The following is a 26513-nucleotide window of genomic DNA, read 5'->3' as shown; positions in this document are numbered from 1 at the left end:
GGTAACGCAGTTACCGGGCACATTTGCGTCTGCTCGGCCTAGGAAGCCGCCGACCCGACCGCGTCCGCCAGGCAGCTGAAGCCCCCGCCGCGCAGCCGCTGGGCCAGCCCGTCGTGGATCTGCGTGGCCCACAGCCCGCCGCCGTAGATGAACCCGGTGTAACCCTGCAGAAGCGAGGCGCCCGCGGTGATCCGCTCCCAGGCGTCGTCGGCGGTCTCGATGCCGCCGACGCTGATCAGCGTCAGCCGGTCACCGACACGCCCGTAGAGCCGGTGCAGCACCTCCACGGCCCGACGGGCGACCGGCGGCCCGGAGATGCCGCCGGAACCGAGCTGGTCCACCCCGGGGGTGGCCAGGCCGTCCCGCGACACCGTGGTGTTGGTGGCGACGATGCCGGCCAGCCCCAGCTCCACCGCCAGATCCGCGATCGCGTCGATATCCGGGTCGGCCAGGTCCGGCGCGATCTTCACCAGCACCGGAATCGTGGTTTCGGCCAGCACGCCGGACAGGATCGGGCGCAGTTGCTGCACGGACTGCAGATCACGCAGGCCCGGGGTGTTCGGGGAGCTGACGTTGACCACCAGGTAGCTGGCCAGCGGAGCCAGCAGCCGGGCGCTGGCCCGGTAGTCGTCGACGGCCTGCTCGGGCGGCGTGGTCTTGGTTTTGCCGATGTTGACCCCGATCGGCACGTCGGCCCGGTGCTGGGCCAGCCGCATCGCGAGCGCGCCGGCACCGTGATTGTTGAACCCCATCCGGTTCAGCAGCGCCCGATCGTCGGTCAGCCGGAACAACCGGGGCAGCGGGTTGCCCGGCTGCGGCCGTGCGGTGACGGTGCCGACCTCGGCATAGCCGAAACCCAGTGCACCCCAGGTGTGTAGGCCCAGGCCGTCCTTGTCGAAACCGGCGGCCAGACCCAGCGGCCCGGGAAAATCCACCCCGAACACGGTGCTGGCCAGGATGGGATCCACCGGCGCCAGGCGCCGCCGCAGCCGACGGCGCAACGGAGTCGGCCCGGTGACGCCACGCAGCGCGGCGAACACCAGGGTGTGGATACGTTCGGGCGGCACCAGGAACATTGCCCGGCGCAGTGCGCGGTAGGCCACTACTGCTCCGGCCGGTCGACGAGGCCATGGCTTTTTCTGCGGCGCAACAAAATTCGCCTACTCCCATCGGTGTACAGGCGGACCCGGGTCAGTTCCCAGCCGCGGTATTCGGCTTCGATCGACAGCCGGGTGGATGCGCTCACCCGGGTCACTTCCGGCGGCAGGCGCAGCGGAACCCACTCGTAGTCGTCGGACAGCTCAGCGTCCCATCCCACCGGCATCCGGCCGCGCTGCGCCGCGGTCAACGCGGCACTCCGGCGTGCTCGATGACCTGGACTCCGGAATCCGACACCACGTACAAGGTTCCCGAGGTGTCGTCAAAGGTGAGCAAATTCGGTTGCCGCACGGTTGGGTACCGCACCTTCTCCACAGGTATTCCGGTGGTCAGATCGTAGCCGACGACGCTGTTCGTCGCGGTTTGCGACACCCACGCCAGCCCGCCCGAGCCCGCCAGCCCGTAGGGGGAGTGCGGCACCGGGTAGGCCTGTCGCAGGATCAGCGGGTCGACGCCGTACACCAGCAGCTGCCCGCCGCCGGTGTCGGCGACCAGAAGCACGCCCAGCGGGTCGGGCACCAATGTCGTTGCGCCGGAACCGGCCCGCAGCGCCTGCTGCCGGTTGCCGTCGGCATCAAGCGCGATCACCGAGGTCTGCGCCCGGTCCAGTACGACAATCGTATTGCCTTGCACGGCAAGAGCATCCACCCGAACCGCGACCTTGGTGCGCCGTGTTACCGAGGCGGTGTCGCCGGGGTCGGCGGCCAGCAGATACACCGCACCGTCGGCGCTGCCCAACACCAACCGGCCGTCGGGGCGGCGGGCGATCGCGGTGAAGTCGGTGGCGTCGTCGTCGCCGACCGCCACCCGGGTGGCGCGACCGGCCGCCAGGTCGACGACGAAATAGCCGCCGCGCCCCGCCACATACAGCGTGCCCCGGCCGTCGCCCGTCATCACCGAGGCCGGACCCGGCAGCGTGATCGGCTGCGCGGAGCCCAGCGTGTGCAGCGAAGACGGGGCCTGCGCGTCGGCGCCGGGGCACAGCAGCACCAATGTGCCGGTGTCGAAGACCGCGGCGTGCGGGTGGCACGGCGCGGGTCGCACCACACCGGCGGGGGAGACCGAGAGCGTCGGCGCGTCGGCGGGATGGGCCGGCGCGATGGTCGGCGGTGCCGGATCAACCGGATTCGATCCACACCCGCTGAGCAGCGCCATCGCCGACAACAACCCGGCAATACCGCGCTGAACAGCGCGTCTACGGTGCTGCGGCAATGGGTCGCCCTCGGGTCTGCAACGGCATTCGGGGTTCACCCCCGGTTAGCCCACGATTCTAAGGAATGTAGCCGGTGCGAGTTCGGCCCGTTACCTATGACCACGGGTCATTGCGAGGTATGGTGCCCCCATGACCGTCACTACGACGCGGCATTCCCCTGGCCGGGAGTTCCTCATCGAGGACATCTCGACCGGGGTGTTCGCCAGTGGATTCGGGCAGGTCGGCGATGGTCGGAGCTTCTCGTTCCACATCGAGCGGGCGGTGCTGATGGTGGAGGTATACCGGCCCCGCCTGGCCGGGCCGGTGCCCCAAGCCGAGGACGTGATGGCGACCAGCAGCCGCAGCCTGGTCGAGATCGACGTCGACGACGAGCGCAGCCTCGCCGCGGCCGTTCGTGACGCGGTCGCCGCCGCTGAACCCATCCGGCGCTAACCCGACCCGCACCACCACCGGGTACGGTCGTCGTCGTGTCCGCAGCCCCACCCATGTCCTGGCCGCAGGTCGTCGTTCTGGCGGTGGTGCAGGGGCTGACGGAGTTCTTGCCGGTGTCCTCCTCCGGGCACCTGGCGCTGGCATCGCGGCTGTTCTTCGCCGGTGACGCCGGCGCGTCCTTCACCGCGGTCACCCAGCTGGGCACCGAGGCCGCGGTGCTGGTCTACTTCGCCCGCGACATCGTGCGCATCGTGAAGGCCTGGTTCGCCGGGCTGTGGGCCAAGGCTCAGCGCAACGCCGACTACCGGCTGGGGTGGTACGTCATCGTCGGCACCATCCCGATCTGTGTGCTCGGCTTGGTCTTCACCGACCAGATCCGGTCCGGGGTGCGCAACCTGTGGGTGGTGGCCACCGCGATGGTGGTGTTCTCGGCGGTGATCGCCGCCGCCGAATACGTTGGGCGTCAGACCCGCCACGTCGAGCAGCTGACCTGGCGCGACGCTGTCGTCGTCGGGTTCGCTCAGACGCTGGCGCTGGTTCCCGGGGTGTCGCGCTCCGGGGCGACCATCAGCGCCGGGCTGTTCAGCGGGCTGGACCGCGAACTGGCCGCCCGATTCGGCTTCCTGCTGGCCATCCCGGCGGTGTTCGCCTCCGGGCTGTTCTCGCTGCCCGACGCCTTCCACCCGGTCAGCGAGGGGATGAGCGCCAGCGGCCCGCAACTGCTGGTCGCCACCGTGATCGCGTTCGGTGTCGGGCTGGCCGCGGTGGCCTGGTTCCTGCGCTTTCTGCTGGCCCACAGCATGTACTGGTTCGTCGGCTACCGGGTGCTGGCCGGGGTGGGCGTGCTGGCGTTGTTGGCAACCGGGGTGGTGGCAGCGGTATGACCGTCATCCTGTTGCGACACGGCCGCTCCACCTCCAACACCGCCGGCACCCTGGCCGGTCGCACGCCGGGCGTGGACCTCGATGACAAGGGCCGCGCGCAGGCCACCGAGCTGATCGAGCGGATCGGTGAGTTGCCGCTGCGGGCGATCGTGCGGTCGCCGCTGCTGCGCTGCCGCAGCACGGTGGAACCGCTGGCGGCCGCCCTGAACCTGGACCCCGTCGTCGACGAGCGGCTCGCCGAAGTCGACTACGGCTCCTGGACCGGCCGCAAGATCAGCGAGCTCGTCACCGAACCGCTGTGGAAGGTGGTGCAGGCGCAGCCCAGCGCGGCGGTGTTCCCCGACGGGGAGGGGCTCGCGCAGGTGCAGGCCCGCGCGGTCGCCGCGGTGCGCGAGCACGACCGCCGGCTGGCCGAGCAGCATGAGGGCGATGTGCTGTGGCTGGCCTGCACCCACGGCGACGTGATCAAGGCCGTGGTCGCCGACGCGCTGGGCACCCACCTGGACAGCTTCCAGCGCATCACCGCCGACCCGGCGTCCATGAGCGTGATCCGCTACACCCCGATGCGACCGTTCGTCGTACACGTCAACCACACCGGGCCCCGGTTGGCGGCCGGCCTGACCGCGCCGCCGCAGCACGCCGAGGCACCGGCCGGCGACGCCGTCGTCGGCGGCTCCATCGACTGACCGTTCGGAAATTTTCGGCCCGTTACCAATTGCCGGTATTTTGGAGTTGCCATGGCACGCGCGATCCACGTCTTCCGCACCCCCGACAGGTTCGTCGCGGGGACCGTAGGCCAGCCCGGAAACCGCACCTTCTACCTGCAGGCCGTCCACGACGCCCGGGTGGTGTCGGTGATCCTGGAGAAGCAGCAGGTCGCGGTGCTGGCCGAACGGATCGGGGCGCTGCTGTTGGAGGTGCACCGCCGGTTCGGCACCCCGGTGCCGCCCGAACCCGTCGAAATCGACGACCTGAGCCCGCTGATCACCCCGGTCGACGCCGAATTCCGGGTCGGCACCATGGGATTGGGGTGGGATTCCGAAGCGCAGACGGTGGTGGTCGAGTTGCTGGCGGTCACCGACGCCGAGTTCGACGCCTCGGTGGTGCTCGACGACACCGAGGAAGGGCCCGACGCGGTGCGGGTGTTTTTGACCCCGGAGTCGGCGCGGCAGTTCGCCACCCGCTCACACCGGGTCATCTCGGCGGGCCGGCCACCATGCCCGCTGTGCGACGAGCCGCTGGACCCCGACGGGCACATCTGTGTGCGCACCAACGGCTACCGGCGCGGCGCGTTCCTCGGCCCGGACGCTGACGACGGATCGTGACACCGGACCGTGAGGCGTTGCGGTGCGGCGAGTTGACGGTTCTGGGACGGATCCGCTCGGCCAGTAACGCGACCTTCTTATGCGAGGCCACGCTGGGGGAGCGCAGCGTGCACTGCGTCTACAAGCCGGTGTCCGGGGAGCAGCCGCTGTGGGATTTCCCGGACGGGACGCTGGCCGGACGCGAACTGTCGACCTATCTGGTGTCGGTTCGGTTGGGCTGGAACATTGTGCCCTACACCATCATTCGCTACGGACCCGCCGGCGACGGGATGCTGCAGCTGTGGATCGACCAACCCGGCGACACCGAGGATTCAGCGCCTCGGCCCGGCCCCGACCCGGTCGACCTGGTTCCCGACGGCAGGGTTCCGCGCGGCTATCTGCCGGTGCTGCGGGCCTACGACTACACCGGGGATCCGGTCACGCTGGTGCACGCCGACGACATCCGGCTGTGGCGGATGGCGGTGTTCGACGTGCTGGTCAACAACGCCGACCGCAAAGGCGGCCACGTGCTGCGCGCCCTTGACGGCAGCATCTACGGCGTCGACCACGGGGTCTGCCTGCACGTCCAGGACAAATTGCGCACGGTGCTGTGGGGGTGGGCCGGCAAGCGGATCGACGACGACACCCTGGCCGCGGTGAGCGGGCTGGTCGAGGCGTTGGACGGCCCGCTCGCCGAGGAGCTGGGGCCGCATCTGACCGCCCAGGAGATCGCGGCGTTGCGACTGCGCGCCCAGTCGCTGCTGGCCAATCCGGTGATGCCCGGTCCGGACCGGCACCGCCCCATTCCCTGGCCGGCGTTCTGAGTCGTCGGCTCCGCCGTTTCTGCGTCGAAATCGACACCACCGTGGCCGCCATTCGAGGTGTTGCACGCTACCGTCGATCTCGGCGCCGGGCCGGTCCGGAATACTGCCTGACGTGACCCTGACCGACGCGGCGCTGGCCGCCGACGTGGCCGCGGAGGCCGGACGGCTGCTGCTGGCGGTGCGCGACGAGGTGGGGTTCGCCCACCCGTGGATGCTCGGCGACGCCGGCGACCGCCGCGCCAATGCGCTGATCCTGGCGCGGCTGCGCGCCGCCCGTCCGCATGACGCGATCCTGAGCGAAGAAGCCGACGACGACCTGACCCGGTTGGCCGCCGACCGGGTGTGGATCGTCGACCCGCTGGACGGCACCCGGGAATTCTCCACCCCCGGCCGCCACGACTGGGCGGTGCACATCGCGCTGTGGCAGCGCGACGGGGCCGGCCCAAGTGCGCTGACCGACGCCGTGGTGTCGCTGCCGGCCCAGGGCAACATCGTGTTTCGCAGCGACACGGTGACCGCAGGCCCCGCGCCGGACGGCAGCCCGCACCCGGTGCGTATCGCGGTCAGCGCCACCCGCATGCCGGCGATCGTGTACCGCATGCAGCAGGCGATGGACATCGAGCCGGTGCCGATCGGCTCGGCCGGCGCCAAGGCGATGGCGGTGGTACGCGGCGACGTCGACGCCTACCTGCATGCCGGCGGCCAGTGGGAGTGGGATTCGGCTGCCCCGGCCGGGGTGGTGCTCGCCGCGGGGATGCACGCGTCGCGACTCAACGGGTCGCCGCTGCTCTACAACCAGCCCGACCCCTACCTGCCCGACCTGCTGATGTGCCGTCAGGAGGTGGCCGCGCCGCTGCTTGCGGCGATCCGCCAAGCGGTGCACTGACCGGCCCGCGGGGCTGGATTGCGGGCCTTGCCCCCTCGCCGCTGCGCGGCTGGGGGTGCCCCCACCTCGGGCTCGTTCCGGCCCGCATCGGCGGCCCGCCTAAAGTCGTCGGTATGGATTCGTGGTCGGCGGCAGCCGTTCCGACGGTGCCCGGGCGGGGCCCGGCGCTGCGCCTCTATGACAGCGCCGACCGTCAGGTGCGCCCGGTCTCGCCGGGGCCGACGGCGACGATGTACGTCTGCGGCATCACCCCGTATGACGCCACCCACCTCGGGCACGCCGCCACCTACCTGGCCTTCGACCTGATCTATCGGATACTGCTGGACGGCGGGCATCAGGTCCACTACGTGCAGAATGTCACCGACATCGACGACCCGCTGTTCGAGCGGGCCGACCGCGACGGTGTCGACTGGCAAGTCCTGGCCGCCAGTGAGGTCGCCCTGTTCGGTGAGGACATGGCTGCGCTGCGGGTGCTGCCGCCGCGCGACTACGTGGCGGCCACCGAGTCCGTCGACGAGGTGATCGCGGTCATCGAGAAACTGCTGGCCGCCGGGCTCGCCTACGTCGTCGACGACGCGCAGCACCCCGATGTCTACTACCGCGCCGACGCCACGGCGCAGTTCGGCTACGAATCGGGTGCCGACCGCGACACCATGCTGGCCCTGTTCGGTGAGCGCGGCGGCGACCCCGACCGGGCCGGCAAGACCGACCCCCTCGATGCCCTGCTGTGGCGGGCGGCCCGCCCCGGCGAGCCCAGCTGGCCGTCGCCGTTCGGCCCGGGCCGCCCCGGCTGGCACATCGAATGCGCCGCGATCGCGTCCAGCCGGATCGGCACCACCGTCGACATCCAGGGCGGCGGCAGCGATCTGGTGTTCCCGCATCACGAATTCTCCGCAGCACACGCCGAAGCGGTCAGCGGCGAACGGCGCTTCGCCCGCCACTACGTGCACGCCGGGATGATCGGCTGGGACGGGCACAAGATGTCCAAGAGCCGCGGCAACCTGGTGCTGGTCTCGCGGCTGCGCGAGGACGGGGTGGAGCCCGCGGCGATCCGGCTGTCGCTGCTGGCCGGGCACTACCGCAGCGACCGATCCTGGAGCACCGCCACACTCGACGAGGCCGTCGCGCGGCTGCACCGCTGGCGCACCGCGGCCGCGCTGCCCGCCGGCCCGGACGCCACCGATGTGATCGCCCGGGTGCGGCGCTATCTGGCCGACGACCTCGACACACCGAAAGCACTTGCCGCACTGGATGGTTGGGTTACAGATGCACTGGAATACGGCGGGCACGACAGCGGCGCGCCGGCGCTGGTGGCCAGCGCGGTGGATGCGCTGCTGGGCGTGGCCCTGTAGCGTTCCGCTATGACTTCCGTCAACTCCCAAGTGGTCTTCATCACCGGCGGCGCGCACGGTATCGGCGAGGAGGTCGCTCGCCGGTTGCATGCCAAGGGCGCTTCGCTGGTGCTGACCGATCTGGATGAAGTCGCCCTCAAAGCACTGGCCGGTGACCTAGGGGACCGGGTGCTGACGGTGGCCGCCGATGTGCGCGACCTCACCGCGATGCAGTCCGCGGCCGCCCAGGGCGTGCAGCGCTTCGGCGGGATTGACACCGTCGTCGCCAACGCCGGCATCGCCAGCTACGGATCGGTGCTGGGGGTGGATCCCGAGACGTTCAAGCGGGTTATCGACGTCGACGTGGTCGGGGTGTTCAATACCGTGCGGGCCACGCTGCCGTCGGTCATCGAGCGTCGCGGCTATGTGCTGGTCGTGTCCTCGCTGGCGGCGTTCACTCCGCTGGCCGGGATGGCGTCCTACGACGTGGCCAAAGCCGGGGTCGAGCACTTCGCCAGTGCGCTGCGCCAGGAGGTCGCCTACCAGGGAGTGGAGGTCGGGTCGGCGCACATGGCGTGGATCGACACCCCCTTGGTTCGTGATACCAAGGCCGATCTGGGGGCCTTCGGCGAGATGCTGGCCAAGCTGCCGTGGCCGCTGAACAAGACCACCTCGGTGGACAAATGTGTCGACGCCTTCATCGACGGCATCGAGAACCGTCGCCGCCGCGTCTACTGCCCGCGCTGGGTGGGGCTGTTCCGCTGGCTCAAGCCGGTGCTGACTCTGCGGCCGATCGAAGCCCCGTTCGTCAAAGGGGCCGCCGCCATCGTGCCGCGGATGGACGCCGAAGTCGCCGCGCTGGGCCGCTCCACCAGCGCCTACAACGAGGAACACGAGAAGTAAGCCACGTTGAATGTCGGGTTGTGGCACGCCCACGCGCCGGAAGCGTGCCTTAAGTCGACATTCGGCGCAAAAGGCGCAAAATAAAATCAGCGCCGACGCCGGCGCAGATACCGTTCGAACTCCGCGGCCAGCGCGTCGCCGTCGACCTTGCCCAGCGCGTCGTGCATGTCAACCTCGGCGTCGCCGCGTTCCTCCAGTGACGCCACGTACTCGGCGATCTCCTCGTCCTCGGTGGTCATCTCGGTGACCGCCTGCTCCCATTCTTCGGCCTGGGCCGGCAGGTCGCCCAGCGGCACCTCGATGTCGAGGACCTCCTCGACGCGGCGCAGCAACGCCACCGTCGCCTTCGGGTTGGGCGGCTGCGACACGTAGTGCGGCACCGCCGCCCAGAACGTCACCGCCGGGATCCCCGCCGCCACGCAGGCGTCCTGGAACACCCCGGTGATTCCGGTCGGGCCCTCGTAGCGGGTTTCGGTCAGCCCGAAGTGCTGGGCGGACTCCGGTGAGTAGGCCGCCCCGGACACTGGCGCCGGCCGGGTGTGCGGCGTGTCGGCCAGCAGCGCCCCGAGGATCACGACCGTCTCCACCTGCAGCTTCTCGATGATCGCCAGCAGCTCGGCGCAGAATGTGCGCCAGCGCATGTTCGGCTCCACGCCGTGCATCAGCACGATGTCGCGGTCGGCGCCCGGCGGGCGGCAAAACGAGACCCGCATGGACGGCCACACCAGCTCGCGAGTGACCCCGTCGATCTGGCGGATGACGGGGCGGTTCACCTGATAGTCGTAGTAGGCCTCGTCGTCGATCTCGGTCAGCGGATGGGCCTCCCAGATGGCGTCCAGATGCTCGACCGCGTCGCTGGCCGCGTCGCCGGCGTCGTTCCAGCCCTCAAATGCCGCCACGACGATGGCGTTGTGCAGTTCAGGCAGCACAGGGCCGTCGGGCGGTCGGGTCACAGAATCAGCGTACGGCGTGCGCAAAGATCACGGGCTCTACTCCGACCGGCTGAGTCGGCTTGTTGGTTGGGGCGTTCGTCCCGACGCTGGGCGACACAGTAGACTTTTCACCGTCGAGAGGCGTTGCAACGGTTCGCCGGTCCCTGCCGGTGACCGCCACGCTCGACAGAGTTAAGGACGCCTTCCGTCACGGAAGGAGCCCGCATGACCGCCCCCGAGGCCCAAACCTTCGCGCCCAACATCCGGCCCGACTGCACCGACGAGCTGACGGCTGCGCTGGGCCGGCGGATCATGGTGATCGACGGGGCGATGGGTACGGCGATTCAGCGGGACCGTCCGGACGAGGCCGGTTACCGCGGCGACCGGTTCAGCGAGTGGCCGACCGCGCTGCAGGGCAACAACGACCTGCTCACTCTGACGCAGCCGCAGATCATCGAGGGGATCCACCGCGAGTACCTCGAGGCGGGTGCGGACATCCTGGAGACCAACACGTTCAACGCGAACGCGATCTCGCTCTCCGACTACGACATGGTGGACTTCAGCTATGAGCTGAACTATGCGGGTGCCGCCCTGGCCCGCAAGGCGGCCGACGAATACAGCACTGGCGACAAGCCCCGCTACGTGGCCGGTACGCTCGGGCCGACGACCCGGACGGCGTCGATCTCGCCGGACGTCAACGACCCCGGAGCCCGCAACGTCTCCTACGAGCAGCTGGTCGCCGCCTACCTCGAAGCCGCCAACGGACTGGTCGACGGTGGTGCCGACATCATCCTCATCGAGACGATCTTCGACTCGCTCAATGCCAAGGCGGCGGTGTTCGCCGTCGAGACGCTGTTCGAGGAACGCGGACGCCGCTGGCCGGTCATCATCTCCGGCACCATCACCGATGCGTCCGGGCGTACGTTGTCGGGTCAGGTCACCGAGGCGTTCTGGAACTCGATCCGGCACGCGAAGCCGATCGCGGTGGGCCTCAACTGCGCCCTGGGCGCGCCGGAGATGAGGCCCTACATCGCCGAGATGGCGCGGATCGCGGACACTTTCATCTCCTGCTACCCGAACGCCGGCCTGCCCAACGCCTTTGGCGAGTACGACGAGTCCCCGGAGCATCAGGCCGGCTACATCGCCGACTTCGCCGACGCCGGCCTGGTCAACATCGTCGGGGGGTGCTGCGGAACGGCGCCGCCGCACATCGCCGAGATCGCCAAGGTCGTCGAGGGCAAGCCGCCGCGCGAGCTGCCGAGCATCGAGGTGGCAACCCGGCTCTCGGGCCTGGAACCGCTCAACATCACCGACGACTCGCTGTTCGTGAACATCGGTGAACGCACCAACATCACCGGCTCCGCGCGGTTCCGCAACCTGATCAAGGCCGAGGACTACGACACCGCGCTGTCGGTCGCGCTGCAGCAGGTCGAGGTCGGTGCGCAGGTCATCGACATCAACATGGACGAGGGCATGATCGACGGCGTCGCCGCGATGGACCGGTTCACCAAACTGGTCGCGGCCGAGCCGGACATCAGCCGCATCCCGGTGATGATCGACTCCTCCAAGTGGGAGGTCATCGAGGCGGGCCTGCGGAACGTGCAGGGCAAGCCGATCGTCAACTCGATCTCCATGAAGGAGGGCGAGGAGAAGTTCATCCGCGAGGCACGGCTGTGCCGCAAGTACGGCGCCGCCGTCGTCGTGATGGCGTTCGACGAACAGGGCCAGGCCGACAACCTGGAGCGCCGCAAAGAGATCTGCGGGCGCGCCTACCGGATCCTGACCGAGCAGGTCGGCTTCCCGCCCGAGGACATCATCTTCGACCCGAACTGCTTCGCGCTGGCCACCGGCATCGAGGAGCACGCGACCTACGGGATCGACTTCATCGAGGCCTGCGCCTGGATCAAGGAGAATCTGCCCGGGGTACACATCTCCGGCGGTATCTCGAACGTGTCGTTCTCGTTCCGGGGCAACAACCCGGTCCGTGAGGCGATCCACGCGGTGTTCCTGTTCCACGCGATTGCGGCCGGCCTGGACATGGGCATCGTCAACGCCGGTGCGCTGGTGCCCTACGACTCGATCGACCTCGAACTGCGGGACCGGATCGAGGACGTCGTGCTGAACCGTCGCCCCGATGCCGCCGAGAGGCTGCTGGAGATCGCCGAACGGTTCAACAGCACTGAGAAGGCCGACGATCCGGCGGCGGCCGAGTGGCGATCTCTCCCGGTCCGGGAGCGGATCACGCACGCCCTGGTCAAGGGCATCGACGCCCACGTCGACGCCGACACCGAGGAGTTGCGGGCCGAGATCGCCGCCGCGGGCGGTCGCCCGATCGAGGTGATCGAGGGCCCGCTGATGGACGGCATGAACGTCGTCGGCGACCTCTTCGGCGCGGGCAAGATGTTTTTGCCGCAGGTGGTGAAGTCGGCGCGGGTGATGAAGAAGGCCGTCGCGTACCTGCTGCCATACATCGAGGCCGAGAAGAAGCCCGGTGATGCCGAGACCAGCAACGGCATCATTGTGATGGCGACGGTGAAGGGCGACGTCCACGACATCGGCAAGAACATCGTCGGCGTCGTGCTGCAGTGCAACAACTACACCGTCGTCGACCTCGGTGTGATGGTGCCGGCGAGCAAGATCCTGGACGCGGCGCGCGAACACAAGGCCGACATCATCGGGTTGTCCGGCCTGATCACCCCGTCGCTGGACGAGATGTCCAACTTCGCCGTCGAGATGGAACGCGAAGGCCTGGAGATTCCGCTGCTGATCGGCGGCGCGACCACCTCGCGCGCGCACACCGCGGTGAAGATTGCGCCGCGGCGCAGTGGCCCGGTGGTGTGGGTCAAGGATGCCTCGCGTTCGGTTCCCGTCGCGGCCGCACTGCTCGACGACAAGCAGCGGCCGGCGTTGCTGGAGTCCACCGCGGCCGACTACGCGGCCCTGCGGGAACGGCACGCCCAGAAGAACGAGCGGCCGATGCTGACGCTGGAGAAGGCCCGCGCGAACCGGACGCCGATCGAGTGGGACGGCTACACGCCGCCGGTGCCCGCCCAGGGGCTCGGCGTACGGGATTTCCTGGACTACGACCTTGCCGAGTTGCGCGAGTTCATCGACTGGCAGCCGTTTTTCAACGCCTGGGAGATGAAGGGCCGCTTCCCCGACATCCTCAACAACCCGGTTTCGGGCGAGGCCGCCCGCAAGCTGTACGACGACGCCCAGGAGATGCTCGACACCCTGATCAAGGAGAAGTGGTTGACGGCCAACGCGGTGATCGGGTTCTTCCCGGCCAACGCGGTCGGCGACGACGTCGAGGTCTACACCGACGAGACCCGGACCGAGGTGCTGGCCACGCTGCACAACCTGCGCCAGCAGGGCCAGCACCGGGAGGGCATCCCGAACCGGTCGCTGGGCGACTACATCGCCCCCAAAGAAACGGGTCTGGCGGACTACGTCGGCGCCTTTGCCGTCACCGCGGGGCTCGGCAGCCAGGAGAAGATCGCCGAGTTCAAGGCGGCGCTCGACGACTACAGCGCGATCCTGCTGGAGTCGGTCGCCGACCGGCTGGCGGAGGCCTTCGCCGAACGGATGCACCAGCGGGTTCGCAAGGAGTTCTGGGGATTCCAGCCTGACGAGGCCTTGGACAACGAGGCACTCATCGCCGAGAAGTACCAGGGCATCCGCCCTGCCCCGGGTTACCCGGCCTGCCCGGAGCACACCGAGAAGGCGACGATCTGGAAGTTGATGGATGTCCATGAGCGGACCCGGATCGAGCTGACCGAGTCGATGGCGATGTGGCCCGGTGCCGCCGTCAGCGGCCTGTATTTCTCGCACCCGCAGTCGCAGTACTTCGTGGTCGGCCGGATGGCCCAGGACCAGGTCGCCGACTACGCGAAGCGCAAGGGCTGGACGCTGCGGGAAGGTGAGCGCTGGCTCAGCTCCAACCTCGCCTACAACCCGGAGGACTGAGCTCTGTTGGGCAGCCTGCGCGCGGTGCTGTGGGATATGGACGGCACCCTGGTCGACTCCGAGAAGCTGTGGGATGTCTCGATGGAGGCGCTCTACGCACGGTTGGGTGGGGTGCTCACCCCGCAGGTGCGCGCGTCCACCGTCGGCGGCTGCGCCGAGGACACCATGCGCATCGTGTACACCGACCTGGGACTCGACCTCGACCCCGCCGCGATGGCCGCCTCGGCGGATTGGTTGCACGACTACACCGGTGAGCTGTTCGACGCCGGTCTGCCGTGGTGCGACGGCGCCGGCGAGCTGCTCGACGAGCTTGCCGCCCAATCGGTTCCGATGGCGCTGGTCACCAACACCCCGCGTGCGCTGGCCGAACGGGCACTCAACAGCATCGGCCGGCGCTACTTCGCGGTATCGGTGTGCGGGGACGAGGTGGCGCACGGCAAACCCTCGCCCGACCCCTACCGGCGGGCCGCGGAACTGCTCGGATACCCGCCCGCCGACTGCCTGGCCGTGGAGGACTCGGTGACCGGCTCGGCGGCCGCCGAGGCCGCCGGATGCCCGGTGCTGGTGGTGCCCAACCAGGGGGAGGTGCCGGCCGGCCCGCGGCGTCGCCACATCGGTTCGTTGGCCGGCCTCGACCTCGCCGACCTGCGCACTATCCACGCTGAGCTGCGCGCGGACTCAGCCAGCACACCCGATGACCGCCTCGCTGCGGTGAAACCGTTGTGACTTTGCCCGCTGTCGCATGAAACAATCGCTACCCGTGAAGACGTTCGAGGATCTGTTCGCCGAACTCGGCGAGCGCGCCCGTACCCGGCCGGCGGGCAGTGCCACCGTCGCCGCCCTGGACGCCGGCGTGCACACCGTGGGCAAGAAGATCCTCGAGGAAGCCGGCGAGGTGTGGCTGGCCGCCGAACACGAGCCCGATGAGGCGCTGGCCGAAGAGATCAGCCAACTCCTGTACTGGACGCAGGTGCTGATGATCTCGCGCGGTCTGACGCTGACCGACGTGTATCGGAAACTGTGATGACTTTGACGCCCATGCTGCGTATCGCCGTGCCCAACAAGGGGGCGCTGAGCGAATCGGCCGCCGAGGTGCTGGCCGAGGCCGGCTACCGGCGCCGGACCGATCCCAAGGATCTGACCGTCCTCGACCCGGTCAACAAAGTCGAGTTCTTCTTCTTGCGGCCCAAGGACATCGCCATCTACGTCGGTTCCGGCGAACTCGACCTCGGGATCACCGGACGCGACCTGGCCGCGGAATCCGGTGCACCGGTTGCCGAACGCCTGGCGCTCGGATTCGGGTCGTCGAGCTTCCGCTACGCCGCCCCGGCCGGGCGGGACTGGACGCCCGCCGATCTCGCCGGTCTGCGGATCGCCACCGCGTATCCGAACCTGGTCCGCGACGACTTGGCCGCCAAGGGGATTGACGCGACCGTGGTGCGACTCGACGGCGCGGTGGAGATTTCCATTCAGCTCGGCGTCGCCGACGCAATCGCGGACGTGGTGGGCTCCGGTCGCACCTTGCGTCAGCACGGGTTGGTGGCTTTCGGTGCGTCGCTGTGCGATTCGGAGGCGGTACTGATCGAAGGCTCCGAATCCAACGGTCGCAGCGCGCAGACCGCCGCGGCCCGCGACCAGCTGGCGGCCCGGGTGCAGGGCGTGGTGTTCGGCCAGCAGTATCTGATGCTGGACTACGACTGTCCGCGCGCGACGCTGGACAAGGCCACCGCCATCACACCGGGCTTGGAGTCGCCCACCATCGCCCCGTTGGTCGACCCGGATTGGGTGGCGGTCCGCGCGCTGGTGCCGCGCCGGGAAGTCAACGCGATCATGGATCAGTTGGCTGCTATCGGGGCCAAAGCAATCCTGGCGTCCGACATCCGATTCTGCCGATTTTGAACCGGTGGCCGCCGGGCCGCCGTGTTAGCGTCCGAACGTGACGCATTCCATCGTGCTGCTGCTGGCCGGGTTGATCGGCGTCGTCGCCGGGCTGCGGACATTCACCGCGTCCGCGGCGGTGGCCTGGGCCACGTTGATGCACTGGATCAACATGGACGGAACGTGGGCGTCGTGGCTGGGTCACCCGCTGATCGTCGCCTTGATCACGGCCCTGGCCGTTCTTGAACTCGTCGGCGACAAGCTGCCGCGTACCGGCAGTCGGACCAGCCCGATCCAGTTCGCCGCCCGGATCATCAACGGCGGCTTTGCCGGCGCGGTGATCGGCACCGCGTGGGGTTACAGCTTCGGCGGGCTGGGCGCCGGGGTGCTGGGGGCCGTGGTGGGCACGCTGGTCGGCTATGAGGCCCGGACCCGGCTCACCGCCGCCCGCGACGGCCACGGCCTGCCGATCGCGCTGCTCGAAGACACCATCGCGGTGCTGGGCGGCTTCGCCATCGCGGTGACCACCGCCATCGTGTAACCCCGTTTCGCCGGCTCGCCCTTTCGCCGAGCGGCATTCTCACGACGCGACACGCGGGCGACCCGTCGCCGGAGTGCGGCTCGGCGGCTCAGCGCCGCTGCACCAGCAACGTCTGCGCGCAGGTGCCGACGAACCCGGTGCGGTCGAACAGTTCGGCGGTGGTCACCCCGACACCGTCGGGCCCGATCGACGCCCGGGCCCGCAGCCCGAAATCCTCGCCCGTCGGCAGCCGATGCAGGTGCACGACGGTGTCGGTGTTCATGAACATGAACCGGTCCATGTCCAGCACCGCGCCCACCCCGTTCGCCGAATCCACCACGCCGGCCAGCTTGAGCAGCGGGGTGTCGGGCTCGTCGTCGACGACGTGCACCAGCGTGCGGCCCCACCACACGGCTTCTGCGTCGCTGTGCTGCGGGCGCCAGTCCATCGCGTCGAAGTAGCCGGATTTGCCCTGGAACATCGGCGGTATCGGTGCGGGATCGCCCTCCACCAGCGGCGGATAGCGGTCGGCGGCCACATCGGCGGTGTCGCTGGCGGCCAGCGCCCACGCCGACAGCCGGGCGACCGGACGGTCTTCGGCGCGCATCTCGGCGGCCAGCAGGCTGATCCGGCGGCCGGGACGCTGCACCCAGGCCCGCACCGCGACCCGGCTCACCGGGATCGCCCCCAGGATGTCCAGCGACAGCCGCCCGATCCGCAGATCGGTGCCGTCGGTCAACGGCTGGACCGACTTGGTCAGCAGCGCCAGCGGCGGCGAGCCGTGCTGGATCGCGGGATCCCAGTTGCTGCGGGTGAAGTCGGTCGAGTCGAACAGGTGGTCGTCACCGTCGACACCGAGTCGGCGGTAGAAGGCCCCGGCCATCAGGCCGGCTGCTCCGGCCAGCCCGGATACGGCGGCGGGGTGCCACCGAACGACGGGCACACCGTCCGATGGGCGCACCAGCCGCACAGTCGCGACGGGCTGGGCCGGAAATCACCGGTCTCACCGGCCGACCGGATCGCCCGCCAGATCGCGGTCAGCGTCTTCTCGAAGCGCAGCAGCTCGTCGTGGTCGGGGGAGTAGTCCAGCAGTTGGCCGTCGGCCAGATAGATCAGCCGCAGCCGGGTCGGCAGCACCCCGCGCGAGCGCAGCAACGCCACCGCGTAGAACTTCATCTGGAAAAGTGCTCGGGTTTCAGCGGCCTGCAGCCGCCCGAGCGCGGCCGGCGGCGCCTTGCCGGTCTTGTAGTCCACCACCCGCAGCTCCCCGGTGGGCGCGACATCGATGCGGTCGACGAAGCCGCGCAGCATGGTGCCGTCGGCAAGCTCCACCTCGACACGCTGCTCGCAGCTTTCCGGGTCGAACCGGCGCGGGTCTTCCAGCCGGTAGTAGCCCGACAGCAGGGCGCGGGCCTCATCCAGCAGCTGGGCCTGCTGCGCGGGCTCGGCCAGGGCGCCCAGGTCGGGGTCCGCGGCGATCAGCTGGGCCAAGGCGGGCTCCGCCAGCGCCGTCGCGGTTTCGGGGTCGCGCTGGGCTGCCGGCAGGCCGTAGAGCTGCTCGAGGACGGCGTGTACCAGCGAGCCGCGCAGCTGCGCGGGCGTCGACGGTTCGGGCAGCCGGTCGATCGCCCGGAACCGGTACAGCAGCGGGCATTGCTTGAAATCGGCCGCCCGCGACGGCGACAGCGCGGGCCGGCTACGGGAGGGGGCCGGTGCACTCATATCGGCAGCCTACGAGTCCGGACCGACAACCCCGCGCACCGTCGTCGGCGGGTCTGCTGGCACGCTAGACGGCTGTGTCCACAACCGGCCCGTTCACCGAAGGTGACCGCATTCAGCTCACCGACGCCAAAGGCCGGCACTACACCGTGGTGCTCACCGCCGGCGAGGAGTTCCACACCCACCGCGGGGCGATCGCCCACGACTCGGTGATCGGGCAGCCCGAAGGCAGCGTGGTCAAAGCCGTCAACGGCGACGCCTTCCTGGCGCTGCGTCCGCTGCTGATCGACTACGTGCTGTCCATGCCGCGCGGCGCGCAGGTGATCTACCCCAAGGACGCCGCCCAGATCGTGCACGAGGGCGACATCTTCCCGGGCGCCCGCGTGTTGGAGGCCGGCGCCGGTTCCGGGGCGCTGACCTGCTCGCTGCTGCGCGCCGTGGGGCCCGACGGGCAGGTGACCTCCTACGAGGTGCGCGACGACCACGCCGAGCACGCCCAACGCAATGTGGAGACGTTCTTCGGCGCGGTGTCGCAGAACTGGCAGCTGATCGTCGGCGACGTCGCCGACGCCGAGCTGGCCGACGGTTCGATCGACCGGGTGGTGCTGGACATGCTGGCGCCCTGGGATGTGCTCGACACCGTGGCCCGGGTGCTGGTCGCCGGCGGGGTGCTGATCGTCTACGTCGCCACCGTGACACAGCTGTCGCGGGTGGTGGAGGCGCTGCGCGAACAGCAGTGCTGGACCGAGCCGCGATCCTGGGAGACGCTGCAGCGCGGCTGGGACGTCGTCGGGTTGGCGGTTCGTCCGCAGCACAGCATGCGTGGGCACACCGCGTTCCTGGTGTCGGCGCGCCGGCTGGCGCCCGGGGCGGTCACCCCGACCCCGCGCCGCCGCAAGCAGTTATAACCCTCGCCGAGCAGACGCAAACATGCCCTAAAACCCGCTGTTTAGGGCACATTTGCTGGGGGCACCTCCCGCTTGCGGGGGACTGCTCGCCCTAGGCGTCGTCACTGCGGTGCAGGCCCCGCCGCACCGCCAGCAGTTCGATCTCCGGGCGGGCCGCCACCAGGCGCTCGGCGGCATCCAGCACATCCACCACGTGGCTGCGGTCGGCGGCAACCGTCGCCATGCCGATCCCGGCCCGCCGATGCAGGTCATGGGAACCCGACTCGGCCGCCGACACCGCAAACTTGCGCTGCAGTTCGGCCACGACCGGGCGGATCACCGACCGCTTCTGCTTGAGCGAGTGCACGTCACCGAGCAGCAGGTCGAACTCCAGCCAGCCGATCCACATCCGGTCCCCGACCAGCTCAGCCCGGGGGAGCCGCGGACGTCGTGCTCGTCTGGCTGGAATCGAAGTTCAGCAGCAGGTCGTAGGTGTCCCGGGACAGCTGCCAACCGCCCTGATGCGGCCTGAACTCCATCGGGATGGAGAACCCGCCGTCGGCGTCGGGCTTGTTGGCGGTGATGGTGGCCATCACATCGCTCGGATTGGCCTCCGACCAGGCCAGGTCGGCCGCCCCGAAGACTGGCGGCGTGTAGCCGCTGTCCTGTAGCGCCTTGGCGAACTTGTCCAACCGCTCGGCGTCGGCCGGTGTCGCGCCTTCGACCAGGCCCAGCTTCTGGTTGCCGGGCACCGCGGGGTCGGCCAGCCGGGACAGCACATCGGTGAGCGCCTCCGGCGCCGGCAGGCCGGTGTCGGGAGGCGGTGCAGCCGAGGACGACGTCGTCGCCTGCGGGGTCTCGGCCGGCTCGCTGGACGGGTGGTCCGACGAACAACCCGACAGGCCCAGCGCCGCCACCACGGTGGCAACGCCGAGGGCACCGGCGAGACGAGCGCGCATGGGGCTGGGTCAGGCCGCGCCGGCGGTCTGCATCAGCGTCATCGCCGAGGAACGGGCCAGCTTCCAGCCGTCCTGGTCGACGAAGGTGAGGTTGATCGTCTGGGGCTGCATCTGCGGCCCGGAAACCGTGACGTCGGAGGTGGCCGCGCCCGGGCCGGCCGGTGCGATATTGGCCACGTTGAACGCCAACGGCAGCTGACCCTTATCGGCGGCCTTCTTCAGCCGCTTGTCGGCGTGGTGGGCCATGAACGGGTCGATGCCGCCCTCGATCAGCCCGGACTTGTTGGCGAACGGAACGCCCGGATCGGCGAGCCCGTTGAGGATGCTGACCACCCCGTCCGGGCTGGGCACGTCCACCGCGGCCGGTGCCGGCGGGGCCGGGTCCAGCGGCAACGGGATCCCGAACACGACCGGCGCCACCCCGGAAACCGACGGGCCAACCGGGGCGAGGGACGTCACACCAGCGGCGGCAGCGCCGATCGCAGCAACGGCGGCCACACCTGTGGCGAGGGACTTCAGGGTCACGGTTGTCCTTTCGATGGAGCCGATTCACTCGCCAGGCTAACAGCGTTGGCGGTGTGTCGAATTCCCCAGTGCGCACATGCAGACGCAATCGCCGGTAGCGTTGAAGCATCCGCCGCGCCAACTTCCGGCAAGGGAAAGGAGCGCACCATGGGTGAGTCAGAGCGTCCCGGGTCGTTCGAACGCGAGACGGGCATGTCCGCGGACGACGCCGCCGAACTCGAAGAGCTGCGCAGAGAAGCCTCGATCCTGCGTGACCAGTTGCAACACGCTTCCAGCCCGCAGGACACCGCGCGAGGTGCTCGCGACGTGCATCAGCTGGAAGCGCGGATCGACTCGCTGACGGCCCGCAACTCCAAGCTGATGGACACCCTCAAGGAGGCCCGCCAGCAGCTGCTCGCCCTGCGCGAGGAGGTGGACCGGCTGGGTCAGCCGCCCAGCGGTTACGGGGTGCTGTTGGCCACCCACGACGACGACACCGTCGACGTGTTCACTTCGGGCCGCAAGATGCGGCTGTCCTGCTCGCCGAACATCGAGGTCAGCGCCCTGAAGAAGGGGCAGACCGTGCGGCTCAACGAGGCGCTGACGGTGGTCGAGGCCGGCACCTTCGAATCGGTCGGTGAGATCTCCACGCTGCGGGAAATCCTGTCCGACGGACACCGCGCGCTGGTGGTGGGCCACGCCGACGAGGAACGCATCGTCTGGCTGGCCGAGCCGCTGGTGGCCGCCGACCTGCCCGACGGTGTCCGCGACCCGCAGAGCGACGACACCCGGCCCCGCAAGCTGCGCCCCGGCGACTCGCTGCTGGTCGACACCAAGGCCGGCTACGCCTTCGAACGCATCCCCAAGGCCGAGGTCGAAGACCTGGTCCTCGAAGAGGTTCCCGACGTCAGCTACGGCGACATCGGCGGCCTGACCCGCCAGATCGAGCAGATCCGCGACGCGGTGGAGCTGCCGTTCCTGCACGGCGAGCTGTACCGCGAGTACATGCTGCGGCCCCCCAAAGGCGTGCTGCTCTACGGCCCGCCCGGCTGCGGTAAGACGCTGATCGCCAAGGCGGTGGCCAACTCGCTGGCCAAGAAGATGGCCGAGGTGCGCGGCGACGACGCCAAGGAAGCCAAGTCGTACTTCCTCAACATCAAGGGCCCGGAGCTGCTGAACAAGTTCGTCGGCGAGACCGAGCGGCACATCCGGCTGATCTTCCAGCGGGCCCGGGAGAAGGCCTCCGAAGGCACCCCGGTGATCGTGTTCTTCGACGAGATGGACTCGATCTTCCGCACCCGCGGCACCGGCGTTTCCTCGGACGTCGAGACCACGGTCGTTCCGCAGCTGCTGAGCGAGATCGACGGTGTGGAGGGGCTGGAGAACGTCATCGTCATCGGCGCCTCCAACCGCGAGGACATGATCGACCCGGCGATCCTGCGGCCCGGCCGCCTGGACGTCAAGATCAAGATCGAGCGGCCCGACGCCGAGGCGGCGCAGGACATCTTCTCCAAGTACCTCACCGAGGACCTGCCGGTGCACGCCGAGGACCTCGCCGAGTTCGGCGGCGACCGCGGACAGTGCATCAAGGCGATGATCGAAAAGGTCGTCGACCGGATGTACGCGGAGATCGACGACAACCGGTTCCTGGAGGTCACCTACGCCAACGGCGACAAAGAAGTCATGTACTTCAAGGACTTCAACTCCGGGGCGATGATCCAGAACGTCGTCGACCGGGCGAAGAAGAACGCCATCAAGTCGGTGCTGGAGACCGGGCAGCCCGGTCTGCGTATCCAGCATCTGCTGGATTCGATCGTCGACGAGTTCGCCGAGAACGAGGACCTGCCCAACACCACCAACCCCGATGACTGGGCGCGGATCTCGGGCAAGAAGGGCGAGCGGATCGTCTACATCCGCACCCTGGTCACCGGCAAGAGTTCCAGCGCCAGCCGGGCCATCGACACCGAGTCGAACCTGGGTCAGTACCTGTAGGCCCTCAGGCCCGTTCCCGCGGGCGTGCACGCCCTCGTCGAGATCGACGTCGGTGCGCGAAAGTGCGACTGGACCGCACGCCAGCGTCAATTTCGGCACACCTAGGGTGGACCTCATGCACCGGATCATCGGGACCGAAGTGGAATACGGCATTTCGTCGCCGTCGGACCCGACCGCCAACCCGATTCTGACCTCCACCCAGGCGGTGCTGGCCTACGCCGCCGCCGCGGGCATCCAGCGGGCCAAGCGCACCCGCTGGGATTACGAGGTGGAGTCGCCGCTGCGCGACGCCCGCGGATTCGACCTGAGCCGCTCGGCCGGCCCGCCCCCGATCGTCGACGCCGACGAGGTGGGCGCGGCCAACATGATCTTGACCAACGGGGCCCGGCTCTACGTCGACCACGCCCACCCGGAGTACTCCGCACCGGAATGCACCGACCCGATGGACGCGGTGATCTGGGACAAGGCCGGTGAGCGGGTGATGGAGGCCGCGGCCCGCTACGTCGCCAGCGTGCCGGGCGCGGCCAAACTGCAGCTGTACAAGAACAACGTCGACGGCAAGGGCGCCTCCTACGGCTCGCACGAGAACTACCTGATGAGCCGCCAGACCCCGTTCTCGGCGATCATCTCCGGGCTGACGCCGTTCTTCGTGTCGCGGCAGGTGATCAGCGGGTCGGGGCGGGTCGGCATCGGCCCGTCCGGCGACGAGCCGGGCTTTCAGCTGTCCCAGCGTGCCGACTACATCGAGGTCGAGGTCGGGCTGGAGACCACCCTCAAACGCGGCATCATCAACACCCGCGACGAACCGCACGCCGACGCCGACAAGTACCGCCGCCTGCACGTGATCATCGGCGACGCCAACCTCGCCGAAACGTCGACCTATCTCAAGCTGGGCACCACGGCGCTGGTGCTCGACCTGATCGAGGAGGGTCCGGCGCACGGCATCGACCTGAGCGATCTGGCGCTGGCCCGCCCGGTGCACGCCGTGCACGTCATCAGCCGCGATCCGTCGCTGCGGGCCACGGTCGCGCTGGCCGACGGCCGGGAGCTGACCGGGCTTGCGCTGCAACGCATCTACCTGGAGCGGGTGGCCAAGCTGCTGGAGGCCCGTGACCCCGATCCGCGGGCCGACGACGTCGTCGCTACCTGGGCCGAGATCCTCGACCAGCTCGAGCGCGACCCGATGGAGTGCGCCGACCGGCTGGACTGGCCGGCCAAGCTGCGGCTGCTGGAAGGCTTCCGGCAGCGGGAGAACCTGAGCTGGTCGGCGCCCCGGCTGCATCTGATCGACCTGCAGTACTCCGACGTGCGGCTGGACAAGGGTCTGTACAACCGGCTGGTGGCGCGCGGCTCGATGCGCCGGCTGGTCACCGAACAACAGGTGCTGGCCGCCGTGGACAGTCCGCCCACCGACACCCGCGCCTACTTCCGCGGTGAGTGTCTGCGCCGTTTCGGTGCCGACATCGCCGCCGCCAGCTGGGACTCGGTGATCTTCGACCTGGGCGGGGACTCGCTGGTGCGGATCCCGACGCTGGAGCCGCTGCGCGGCAGCAAGGCGCATGTGGGGGCGCTGCTGGACTCGGCGAACACCGCCGCCGAACTGGTCCAACAACTCACGACGTAGACCTGCAGCAACACGGGCACGGACCGGTAGGGTGGAGAAACCGGCCGCGGTGATGCGCGGCCGATGACGAGCAGGAGGCAGCGATGGCTCAGGAGCAGACCAAGCGCGGCGGGGGCGGCGGGGACGACGACGACCTGTCCGGCAGCACTGCGGCGGGCCAGGAGCGCCGCGAGAAGCTCAGCGAAGACACCGACGACCTGCTCGACGAGATCGACGACGTGCTGGAAGAGAACGCCGAGGACTTCGTGCGGGCGTATGTCCAAAAGGGCGGCCAGTGACCTGGCTGTCGCGTGACCGTCTGCCCCACAACTCAGCAACCTCAGGAATCCCGCTTACCCAGGTAGGCCTCTCGTCGTTTTCGGAGTTTCTGCGGCTTCAGGCACCCGAACTGCTGCCGAGTGGCGGCGCGGGATCCCCGGCCGGCACCGTCGGTGAGCAGCTGCCGCACGGCACCACCATCGTCGCGTTGAAGTATCCGGGCGGGGTGCTGATCGCGGGGGACCGGCGTTCGACGCAGGGCAACATGATCGCCGGACGCGACGTGCAGAAGGTGTACGTCACCGACGAGTACACCGCGACCGGCATTGCCGGAACCGCGGCGATCGCCGTCGAGTTCGCCCGGCTCTACGCGGTGGAACTCGAGCACTACGAGAAGCTCGAAGGCGTGCCGCTGACCTTCGCCGGCAAGGTCAACCGGCTGGCCACCATGGTGCGCGGCAACCTCGGTGCGGCGATGCAGGGGCTGGTGGCGTTGCCGCTGCTGGCCGGCTACGACGTCGACGCCGACGACGCGGCGAGCGCCGGGCGCATCGTGTCCTTCGACGCGGCCGGCGGCTGGCACGTCGAGGAAGAGGGCTACCAGGCGGTGGGCTCGGGCTCGCTGTTCGCCAAGTCCTCGATCAAGAAGCTCTACGGGCAGATCAGCGACGCCGAGTCCGCCCTGCGGGTGGCCATCGAAGCGCTGTACGACGCCGCCGACGACGATTCGGCCACCGGCGGCCCGGATCTGGTGCGGGGGATTTTCCCGACCTCGGTCACCATCGACGCCGACGGCGCCGTGGAGGTGTCCGAGCAGCGGATCGCCGAGCTGGCCCGTGAGGTCATCGAAGCCCGCACGCGCAGGGGTGACGCATGAGTTTTCCGTACTTCATCTCGCCCGAGCAGGCGATGCGCGAGCGCAGCGAGCTCGCCCGCAAGGGCATCGCCCGGGGACGCAGCGTGGTGGCGTTGGCCTACGCCGACGGAGTGTTGTTCGTCGCGGAGAACCCGTCGCGGTCGCTGCAGAAGATCAGCGAACTCTACGACCGGGTAGGTTTCGCCGCGGCGGGTCGGATCAACGAGTTCGAGAACCTGCGGCGCGGCGGTATCCAGTTCGCCGACACCCGCGGCTACGCCTACGATCGCCGCGACGTCACCGCGCGCCAACTGGCCAACGTGTACGCCCAAACCCTGGGTACCATCTTCACCGAGCAGGCCAAGCCGTACGAGGTGGAGCTGTGCGTCGCCGGCGTCGCCTACCAGGGACAGACGAAAGCCCCTGAGCTGTACCGGATCACCTACGACGGCTCGATCACCGACGAACCGCACTTCGTGGTGATGGGCGGCACCACCGAACCGGTCGCCAACGCGCTCAAAGAGTCCTACACCGAGAACGCCGAGTTGGCCGACGCGCTGCACATCGCTGTCAACGCCCTCAAGCAGACCGAGGGCGGCAACGGCGCCGAGCCGCGCGATCTGGGGCCGGGCACCTTGGAGGTGGCCATCCTCGACGCCAACCGGCCCAAGCGGGCGTTCCGGCGGATCAACCGCGCCGCCTTGGAATCATTGTTGCCGCAGTCAGATTCGCCGGAAGAGCCGTCGGGCGAGGATTCCGACTAGGCCTTTGCATGCCTAAGAAGTACGGAGTCAAAGAGAAGGACCTGGTCGTCAACCACATCGTCGACCTGGTGCTGGCCGGCGAGCTGCGCAGCGGCGCCCGGGTCAACCGCGATGCGATCGCGGCCGCCCTGGGGGTCAGTAGGCTGCCGGTTCAGCAGGCCGTGGACCAGCTCGAACAGCAGGGGATGCTGGCCAGCCGCTATCACCGCGGCGTGTTTGTCGCGCGCTTCGATGAGGCCGTCGTTCGCGAACAGCATGAATTGCACGGGACGCTGAACGCGATCGCGTCGGCACGGGCGGCGACCAACCCGACCCCGCGGGTACTGGCCGAACTCGACGCGGCACTGCGGAGTCTGCGAGACAACAAGGCGCCCGCGGCTTTTCAAGAAGCGGCCTACGCATTTCGCAGCATCGTCGTCGAGGAGTATGCCGGTCCGCCGCTACAAGCGGCGATCATCGCGGCCCGCGTCTTCATGCCCCGCGGATTCTGGGGGACCTACGTCAATGACTACGAGGAGTTCCTGCCCACCTATGAGGCCGAAGCCGCCGCGATCCAGCGGCGCGACCCCGAGGCCGCCCGGGCAGCCTGCATGGACCGATCGGAGCGGCAGGCCAAAGTGGTGCTGGCCGAGTTGACCCTGCGCGGTGTTTTGAGCGACGCGCGGTCTAGCTGACGAGCAGACGTTAATGTGCCCCAAAACCTAGGTTTTGGGGCACAT

General features: G+C 69.2%; 29 protein-coding genes. 20 read left to right on the top strand and 9 right to left on the bottom strand.

Annotation, left to right across the window (positions count from 1 at the left end; genetic code table 11):
- Positions 1-38 precede the first annotated feature (38 nt).
- Genes AC5Y36_RS08255 through AC5Y36_RS08245 form a run of 3 tightly spaced genes read right to left on the bottom strand, consistent with a single transcriptional unit; the run spans position 39 to position 2370 of the window.
- Positions 39-1088 (bottom strand): quinone-dependent dihydroorotate dehydrogenase, encoded by a 1050-nt coding sequence (locus tag AC5Y36_RS08255; RefSeq protein ID WP_500040387.1) that lies wholly within the window; start codon positions 1086-1088, stop codon positions 39-41.
- A gap of 14 nt (positions 1089-1102) precedes the next feature.
- Positions 1103-1348 carry a DUF5703 family protein gene (locus AC5Y36_RS08250; protein WP_500040372.1) on the bottom strand — a complete coding sequence of 82 codons (246 nt, stop codon included), beginning with the start codon at positions 1346-1348 and terminating at the stop codon, positions 1103-1105.
- Entirely contained in the window at positions 1345-2370 is a 1026-nt protein-coding gene (locus AC5Y36_RS08245) for a YncE family protein (RefSeq protein WP_500040371.1), read from the bottom strand. The genes AC5Y36_RS08250 and AC5Y36_RS08245 overlap by 4 nt, the downstream gene beginning before the upstream one ends.
- A 130-nt stretch (positions 2371-2500) precedes the next feature.
- Between AC5Y36_RS08245 and AC5Y36_RS08240 the strand changes: the two genes are divergently transcribed.
- The 8 genes from AC5Y36_RS08240 (at position 2501) to AC5Y36_RS08205 (ending at position 8935) form a co-directional block, all read left to right on the top strand.
- On the top strand, positions 2501-2803 hold the full coding sequence (locus AC5Y36_RS08240; RefSeq protein WP_500040370.1) for a hypothetical protein: 303 nt from the start codon (positions 2501-2503) through the stop codon (positions 2801-2803).
- A 53-nt stretch (positions 2804-2856) separates the two neighbouring features.
- Positions 2857-3687, top strand: coding sequence for an undecaprenyl-diphosphate phosphatase (locus AC5Y36_RS08235; protein ID WP_500040386.1), 831 nt, complete (start codon positions 2857-2859; stop codon positions 3685-3687).
- The gene (locus AC5Y36_RS08230; RefSeq protein ID WP_500040369.1) at positions 3684-4373 is read left to right on the top strand and encodes a histidine phosphatase family protein; all 690 of its coding nucleotides are present in this window, start codon (positions 3684-3686) and stop codon (positions 4371-4373) included. The genes AC5Y36_RS08235 and AC5Y36_RS08230 overlap by 4 nt, the downstream gene beginning before the upstream one ends.
- Before the next feature lie 51 nt (positions 4374-4424).
- The gene (locus AC5Y36_RS08225) at positions 4425-5012 is read left to right on the top strand and encodes a DUF3090 domain-containing protein (protein ID WP_500040368.1); all 588 of its coding nucleotides are present in this window, start codon (positions 4425-4427) and stop codon (positions 5010-5012) included.
- A complete protein-coding gene (locus AC5Y36_RS08220; protein ID WP_500040367.1) occupies positions 5009-5815 on the top strand; it encodes an SCO1664 family protein in 807 nt (268 codons plus the stop codon). The genes AC5Y36_RS08225 and AC5Y36_RS08220 overlap by 4 nt, the downstream gene beginning before the upstream one ends.
- A 112-nt stretch (positions 5816-5927) precedes the next feature.
- A complete protein-coding gene (locus AC5Y36_RS08215) occupies positions 5928-6701 on the top strand; it encodes a 3'(2'),5'-bisphosphate nucleotidase CysQ (protein WP_500040366.1) in 774 nt (257 codons plus the stop codon).
- A gap of 113 nt (positions 6702-6814) precedes the next feature.
- Positions 6815-8053, top strand: coding sequence for a cysteine--1-D-myo-inosityl 2-amino-2-deoxy-alpha-D-glucopyranoside ligase (gene mshC / locus AC5Y36_RS08210; RefSeq protein ID WP_500040365.1), 1239 nt, complete (start codon positions 6815-6817; stop codon positions 8051-8053).
- 9 nt (positions 8054-8062) lie between these two features.
- Entirely contained in the window at positions 8063-8935 is an 873-nt protein-coding gene (locus AC5Y36_RS08205; RefSeq protein WP_500040364.1) for an SDR family oxidoreductase, read from the top strand.
- 86 nt (positions 8936-9021) lie between these two features.
- Here AC5Y36_RS08205 and AC5Y36_RS08200 read toward each other — a convergent pair whose 3' ends face one another.
- A complete protein-coding gene (locus AC5Y36_RS08200; protein ID WP_500040363.1) occupies positions 9022-9888 on the bottom strand; it encodes a PAC2 family protein in 867 nt (288 codons plus the stop codon).
- 204 nt (positions 9889-10092) lie between these two features.
- On the opposite strand from AC5Y36_RS08200, the gene metH reads away from it, so the two are divergent.
- The 5 genes from metH to AC5Y36_RS08175 are packed head-to-tail and all read left to right on the top strand — an operon-like array spanning position 10093 to position 16252.
- Positions 10093-13833 carry a methionine synthase gene (gene metH, locus AC5Y36_RS08195; protein WP_500040362.1) on the top strand — a complete coding sequence of 1247 codons (3741 nt, stop codon included), beginning with the start codon at positions 10093-10095 and terminating at the stop codon, positions 13831-13833.
- Between the two features lie 15 nt (positions 13834-13848).
- Positions 13849-14559 (top strand): HAD family hydrolase, encoded by a 711-nt coding sequence (locus AC5Y36_RS08190; RefSeq protein ID WP_500040385.1) that lies wholly within the window; start codon positions 13849-13851, stop codon positions 14557-14559.
- Positions 14560-14575: 16 nt separating this feature from the next.
- Complete coding sequence (locus AC5Y36_RS08185) at positions 14576-14857, top strand: phosphoribosyl-ATP diphosphatase (protein ID WP_500040361.1); 282 nt, start codon at positions 14576-14578, stop codon at positions 14855-14857.
- A gap of 14 nt (positions 14858-14871) precedes the next feature.
- Positions 14872-15732 carry an ATP phosphoribosyltransferase gene (gene hisG, locus AC5Y36_RS08180; RefSeq protein WP_500040384.1) on the top strand — a complete coding sequence of 287 codons (861 nt, stop codon included), beginning with the start codon at positions 14872-14874 and terminating at the stop codon, positions 15730-15732.
- 37 nt (positions 15733-15769) lie between these two features.
- Positions 15770-16252: a DUF4126 family protein gene (locus tag AC5Y36_RS08175; RefSeq protein WP_500040360.1), complete on the top strand. Its 483-nt coding sequence runs from the start codon at positions 15770-15772 to the stop codon at positions 16250-16252.
- A gap of 88 nt (positions 16253-16340) precedes the next feature.
- On the opposite strand, the gene AC5Y36_RS08170 is transcribed toward AC5Y36_RS08175, so the two are convergent.
- Both AC5Y36_RS08170 and AC5Y36_RS08165 read right to left on the bottom strand, forming a co-directional pair.
- Positions 16341-17114 (bottom strand): thioesterase family protein, encoded by a 774-nt coding sequence (locus AC5Y36_RS08170; RefSeq protein WP_500040359.1) that lies wholly within the window; start codon positions 17112-17114, stop codon positions 16341-16343.
- Positions 17114-17953, bottom strand: coding sequence for a RecB family exonuclease (locus AC5Y36_RS08165; RefSeq protein WP_500040358.1), 840 nt, complete (start codon positions 17951-17953; stop codon positions 17114-17116). The genes AC5Y36_RS08170 and AC5Y36_RS08165 overlap by 1 nt, the downstream gene beginning before the upstream one ends.
- A gap of 74 nt (positions 17954-18027) precedes the next feature.
- Here AC5Y36_RS08165 and AC5Y36_RS08160 point away from each other — a divergent pair, with 74 nt between their 5' ends.
- Complete coding sequence (locus AC5Y36_RS08160) at positions 18028-18858, top strand: tRNA (adenine-N1)-methyltransferase (protein ID WP_500040357.1); 831 nt, start codon at positions 18028-18030, stop codon at positions 18856-18858.
- Between the two features lie 91 nt (positions 18859-18949).
- On the opposite strand, the gene AC5Y36_RS08155 is transcribed toward AC5Y36_RS08160, so the two are convergent.
- The 3 genes from AC5Y36_RS08155 to AC5Y36_RS08145 are packed head-to-tail and all read right to left on the bottom strand — an operon-like array spanning position 18950 to position 20321.
- Positions 18950-19246: a DUF503 domain-containing protein gene (locus tag AC5Y36_RS08155; protein ID WP_500040356.1), complete on the bottom strand. Its 297-nt coding sequence runs from the start codon at positions 19244-19246 to the stop codon at positions 18950-18952.
- Positions 19247-19262: 16 nt separating this feature from the next.
- Positions 19263-19796 (bottom strand): lipoprotein LppK, encoded by a 534-nt coding sequence (lppK, locus tag AC5Y36_RS08150; RefSeq protein ID WP_500040355.1) that lies wholly within the window; start codon positions 19794-19796, stop codon positions 19263-19265.
- 9 nt (positions 19797-19805) lie between these two features.
- Complete coding sequence (locus AC5Y36_RS08145; RefSeq protein ID WP_500040354.1) at positions 19806-20321, bottom strand: MTB12 family secreted protein; 516 nt, start codon at positions 20319-20321, stop codon at positions 19806-19808.
- A gap of 147 nt (positions 20322-20468) precedes the next feature.
- Here AC5Y36_RS08145 and arc point away from each other — a divergent pair, with 147 nt between their 5' ends.
- The 6 genes from arc (at position 20469) to AC5Y36_RS08115 (ending at position 26468) form a co-directional block, all read left to right on the top strand.
- Entirely contained in the window at positions 20469-22292 is a 1824-nt protein-coding gene (arc, locus tag AC5Y36_RS08140) for a proteasome ATPase (RefSeq protein ID WP_500040353.1), read from the top strand.
- A 115-nt stretch (positions 22293-22407) separates the two neighbouring features.
- Positions 22408-23916 carry a depupylase/deamidase Dop gene (dop, locus tag AC5Y36_RS08135; protein ID WP_500040352.1) on the top strand — a complete coding sequence of 503 codons (1509 nt, stop codon included), beginning with the start codon at positions 22408-22410 and terminating at the stop codon, positions 23914-23916.
- 83 nt (positions 23917-23999) lie between these two features.
- Complete coding sequence (locus tag AC5Y36_RS08130) at positions 24000-24194, top strand: ubiquitin-like protein Pup (protein ID WP_500040351.1); 195 nt, start codon at positions 24000-24002, stop codon at positions 24192-24194.
- Positions 24191-25051 (top strand): proteasome subunit beta, encoded by an 861-nt coding sequence (gene prcB, locus AC5Y36_RS08125; protein WP_500040350.1) that lies wholly within the window; start codon positions 24191-24193, stop codon positions 25049-25051. The genes AC5Y36_RS08130 and prcB overlap by 4 nt, the downstream gene beginning before the upstream one ends.
- Entirely contained in the window at positions 25048-25794 is a 747-nt protein-coding gene (gene prcA / locus AC5Y36_RS08120) for a proteasome subunit alpha (RefSeq protein WP_500040349.1), read from the top strand. Before prcB ends, prcA begins: the two co-directional genes overlap by 4 nt.
- A gap of 8 nt (positions 25795-25802) precedes the next feature.
- A complete protein-coding gene (locus tag AC5Y36_RS08115) occupies positions 25803-26468 on the top strand; it encodes a GntR family transcriptional regulator (RefSeq protein WP_500040348.1) in 666 nt (221 codons plus the stop codon).
- Positions 26469-26513: the final 45 nt, after the last annotated feature.

This window comes from Mycobacterium sp. NGS50, from assembly GCF_059812545.1.
This window is presented reverse-complemented; position numbering and strand designations above follow the sequence as displayed.

What these genes read in the sequence shown, in the direction of transcription:
- AC5Y36_RS08240 (WP_500040370.1), top strand. Translation starts at nt 2,501, where the DNA reads ATGACCGTCACTACGACGCGGCATTCCCCTGGCCGGGAGTTCCTCATC.
- AC5Y36_RS08235 (WP_500040386.1), top strand. Translation starts at nt 2,857, where the DNA reads ATGTCCTGGCCGCAGGTCGTCGTTCTGGCGGTGGTGCAGGGGCTGACG.
- AC5Y36_RS08230 (WP_500040369.1), top strand. Translation starts at nt 3,684, where the DNA reads ATGACCGTCATCCTGTTGCGACACGGCCGCTCCACCTCCAACACCGCC.
- AC5Y36_RS08225 (WP_500040368.1), top strand. Translation starts at nt 4,425, where the DNA reads ATGGCACGCGCGATCCACGTCTTCCGCACCCCCGACAGGTTCGTCGCG.
- mshC (WP_500040365.1), top strand. Translation starts at nt 6,815, where the DNA reads ATGGATTCGTGGTCGGCGGCAGCCGTTCCGACGGTGCCCGGGCGGGGC.
- AC5Y36_RS08205 (WP_500040364.1), top strand. Translation starts at nt 8,063, where the DNA reads ATGACTTCCGTCAACTCCCAAGTGGTCTTCATCACCGGCGGCGCGCAC.
- metH (WP_500040362.1), top strand. Translation starts at nt 10,093, where the DNA reads ATGACCGCCCCCGAGGCCCAAACCTTCGCGCCCAACATCCGGCCCGAC.
- AC5Y36_RS08185 (WP_500040361.1), top strand. Translation starts at nt 14,576, where the DNA reads ATGAAACAATCGCTACCCGTGAAGACGTTCGAGGATCTGTTCGCCGAA.
- hisG (WP_500040384.1), top strand. Translation starts at nt 14,872, where the DNA reads ATGCTGCGTATCGCCGTGCCCAACAAGGGGGCGCTGAGCGAATCGGCC.
- AC5Y36_RS08170 (WP_500040359.1), bottom strand. Translation starts at nt 17,114, where the DNA reads ATGGCCGGGGCCTTCTACCGCCGACTCGGTGTCGACGGTGACGACCAC.
- AC5Y36_RS08165 (WP_500040358.1), bottom strand. Translation starts at nt 17,953, where the DNA reads ATGAGTGCACCGGCCCCCTCCCGTAGCCGGCCCGCGCTGTCGCCGTCG.
- AC5Y36_RS08155 (WP_500040356.1), bottom strand. Translation starts at nt 19,246, where the DNA reads ATGTGGATCGGCTGGCTGGAGTTCGACCTGCTGCTCGGTGACGTGCAC.
- lppK (WP_500040355.1), bottom strand. Translation starts at nt 19,796, where the DNA reads ATGCGCGCTCGTCTCGCCGGTGCCCTCGGCGTTGCCACCGTGGTGGCG.
- arc (WP_500040353.1), top strand. Translation starts at nt 20,469, where the DNA reads ATGGGTGAGTCAGAGCGTCCCGGGTCGTTCGAACGCGAGACGGGCATG.
- dop (WP_500040352.1), top strand. Translation starts at nt 22,408, where the DNA reads ATGCACCGGATCATCGGGACCGAAGTGGAATACGGCATTTCGTCGCCG.
- AC5Y36_RS08130 (WP_500040351.1), top strand. Translation starts at nt 24,000, where the DNA reads ATGGCTCAGGAGCAGACCAAGCGCGGCGGGGGCGGCGGGGACGACGAC.
- prcA (WP_500040349.1), top strand. Translation starts at nt 25,048, where the DNA reads ATGAGTTTTCCGTACTTCATCTCGCCCGAGCAGGCGATGCGCGAGCGC.
- AC5Y36_RS08115 (WP_500040348.1), top strand. Translation starts at nt 25,803, where the DNA reads ATGCCTAAGAAGTACGGAGTCAAAGAGAAGGACCTGGTCGTCAACCAC.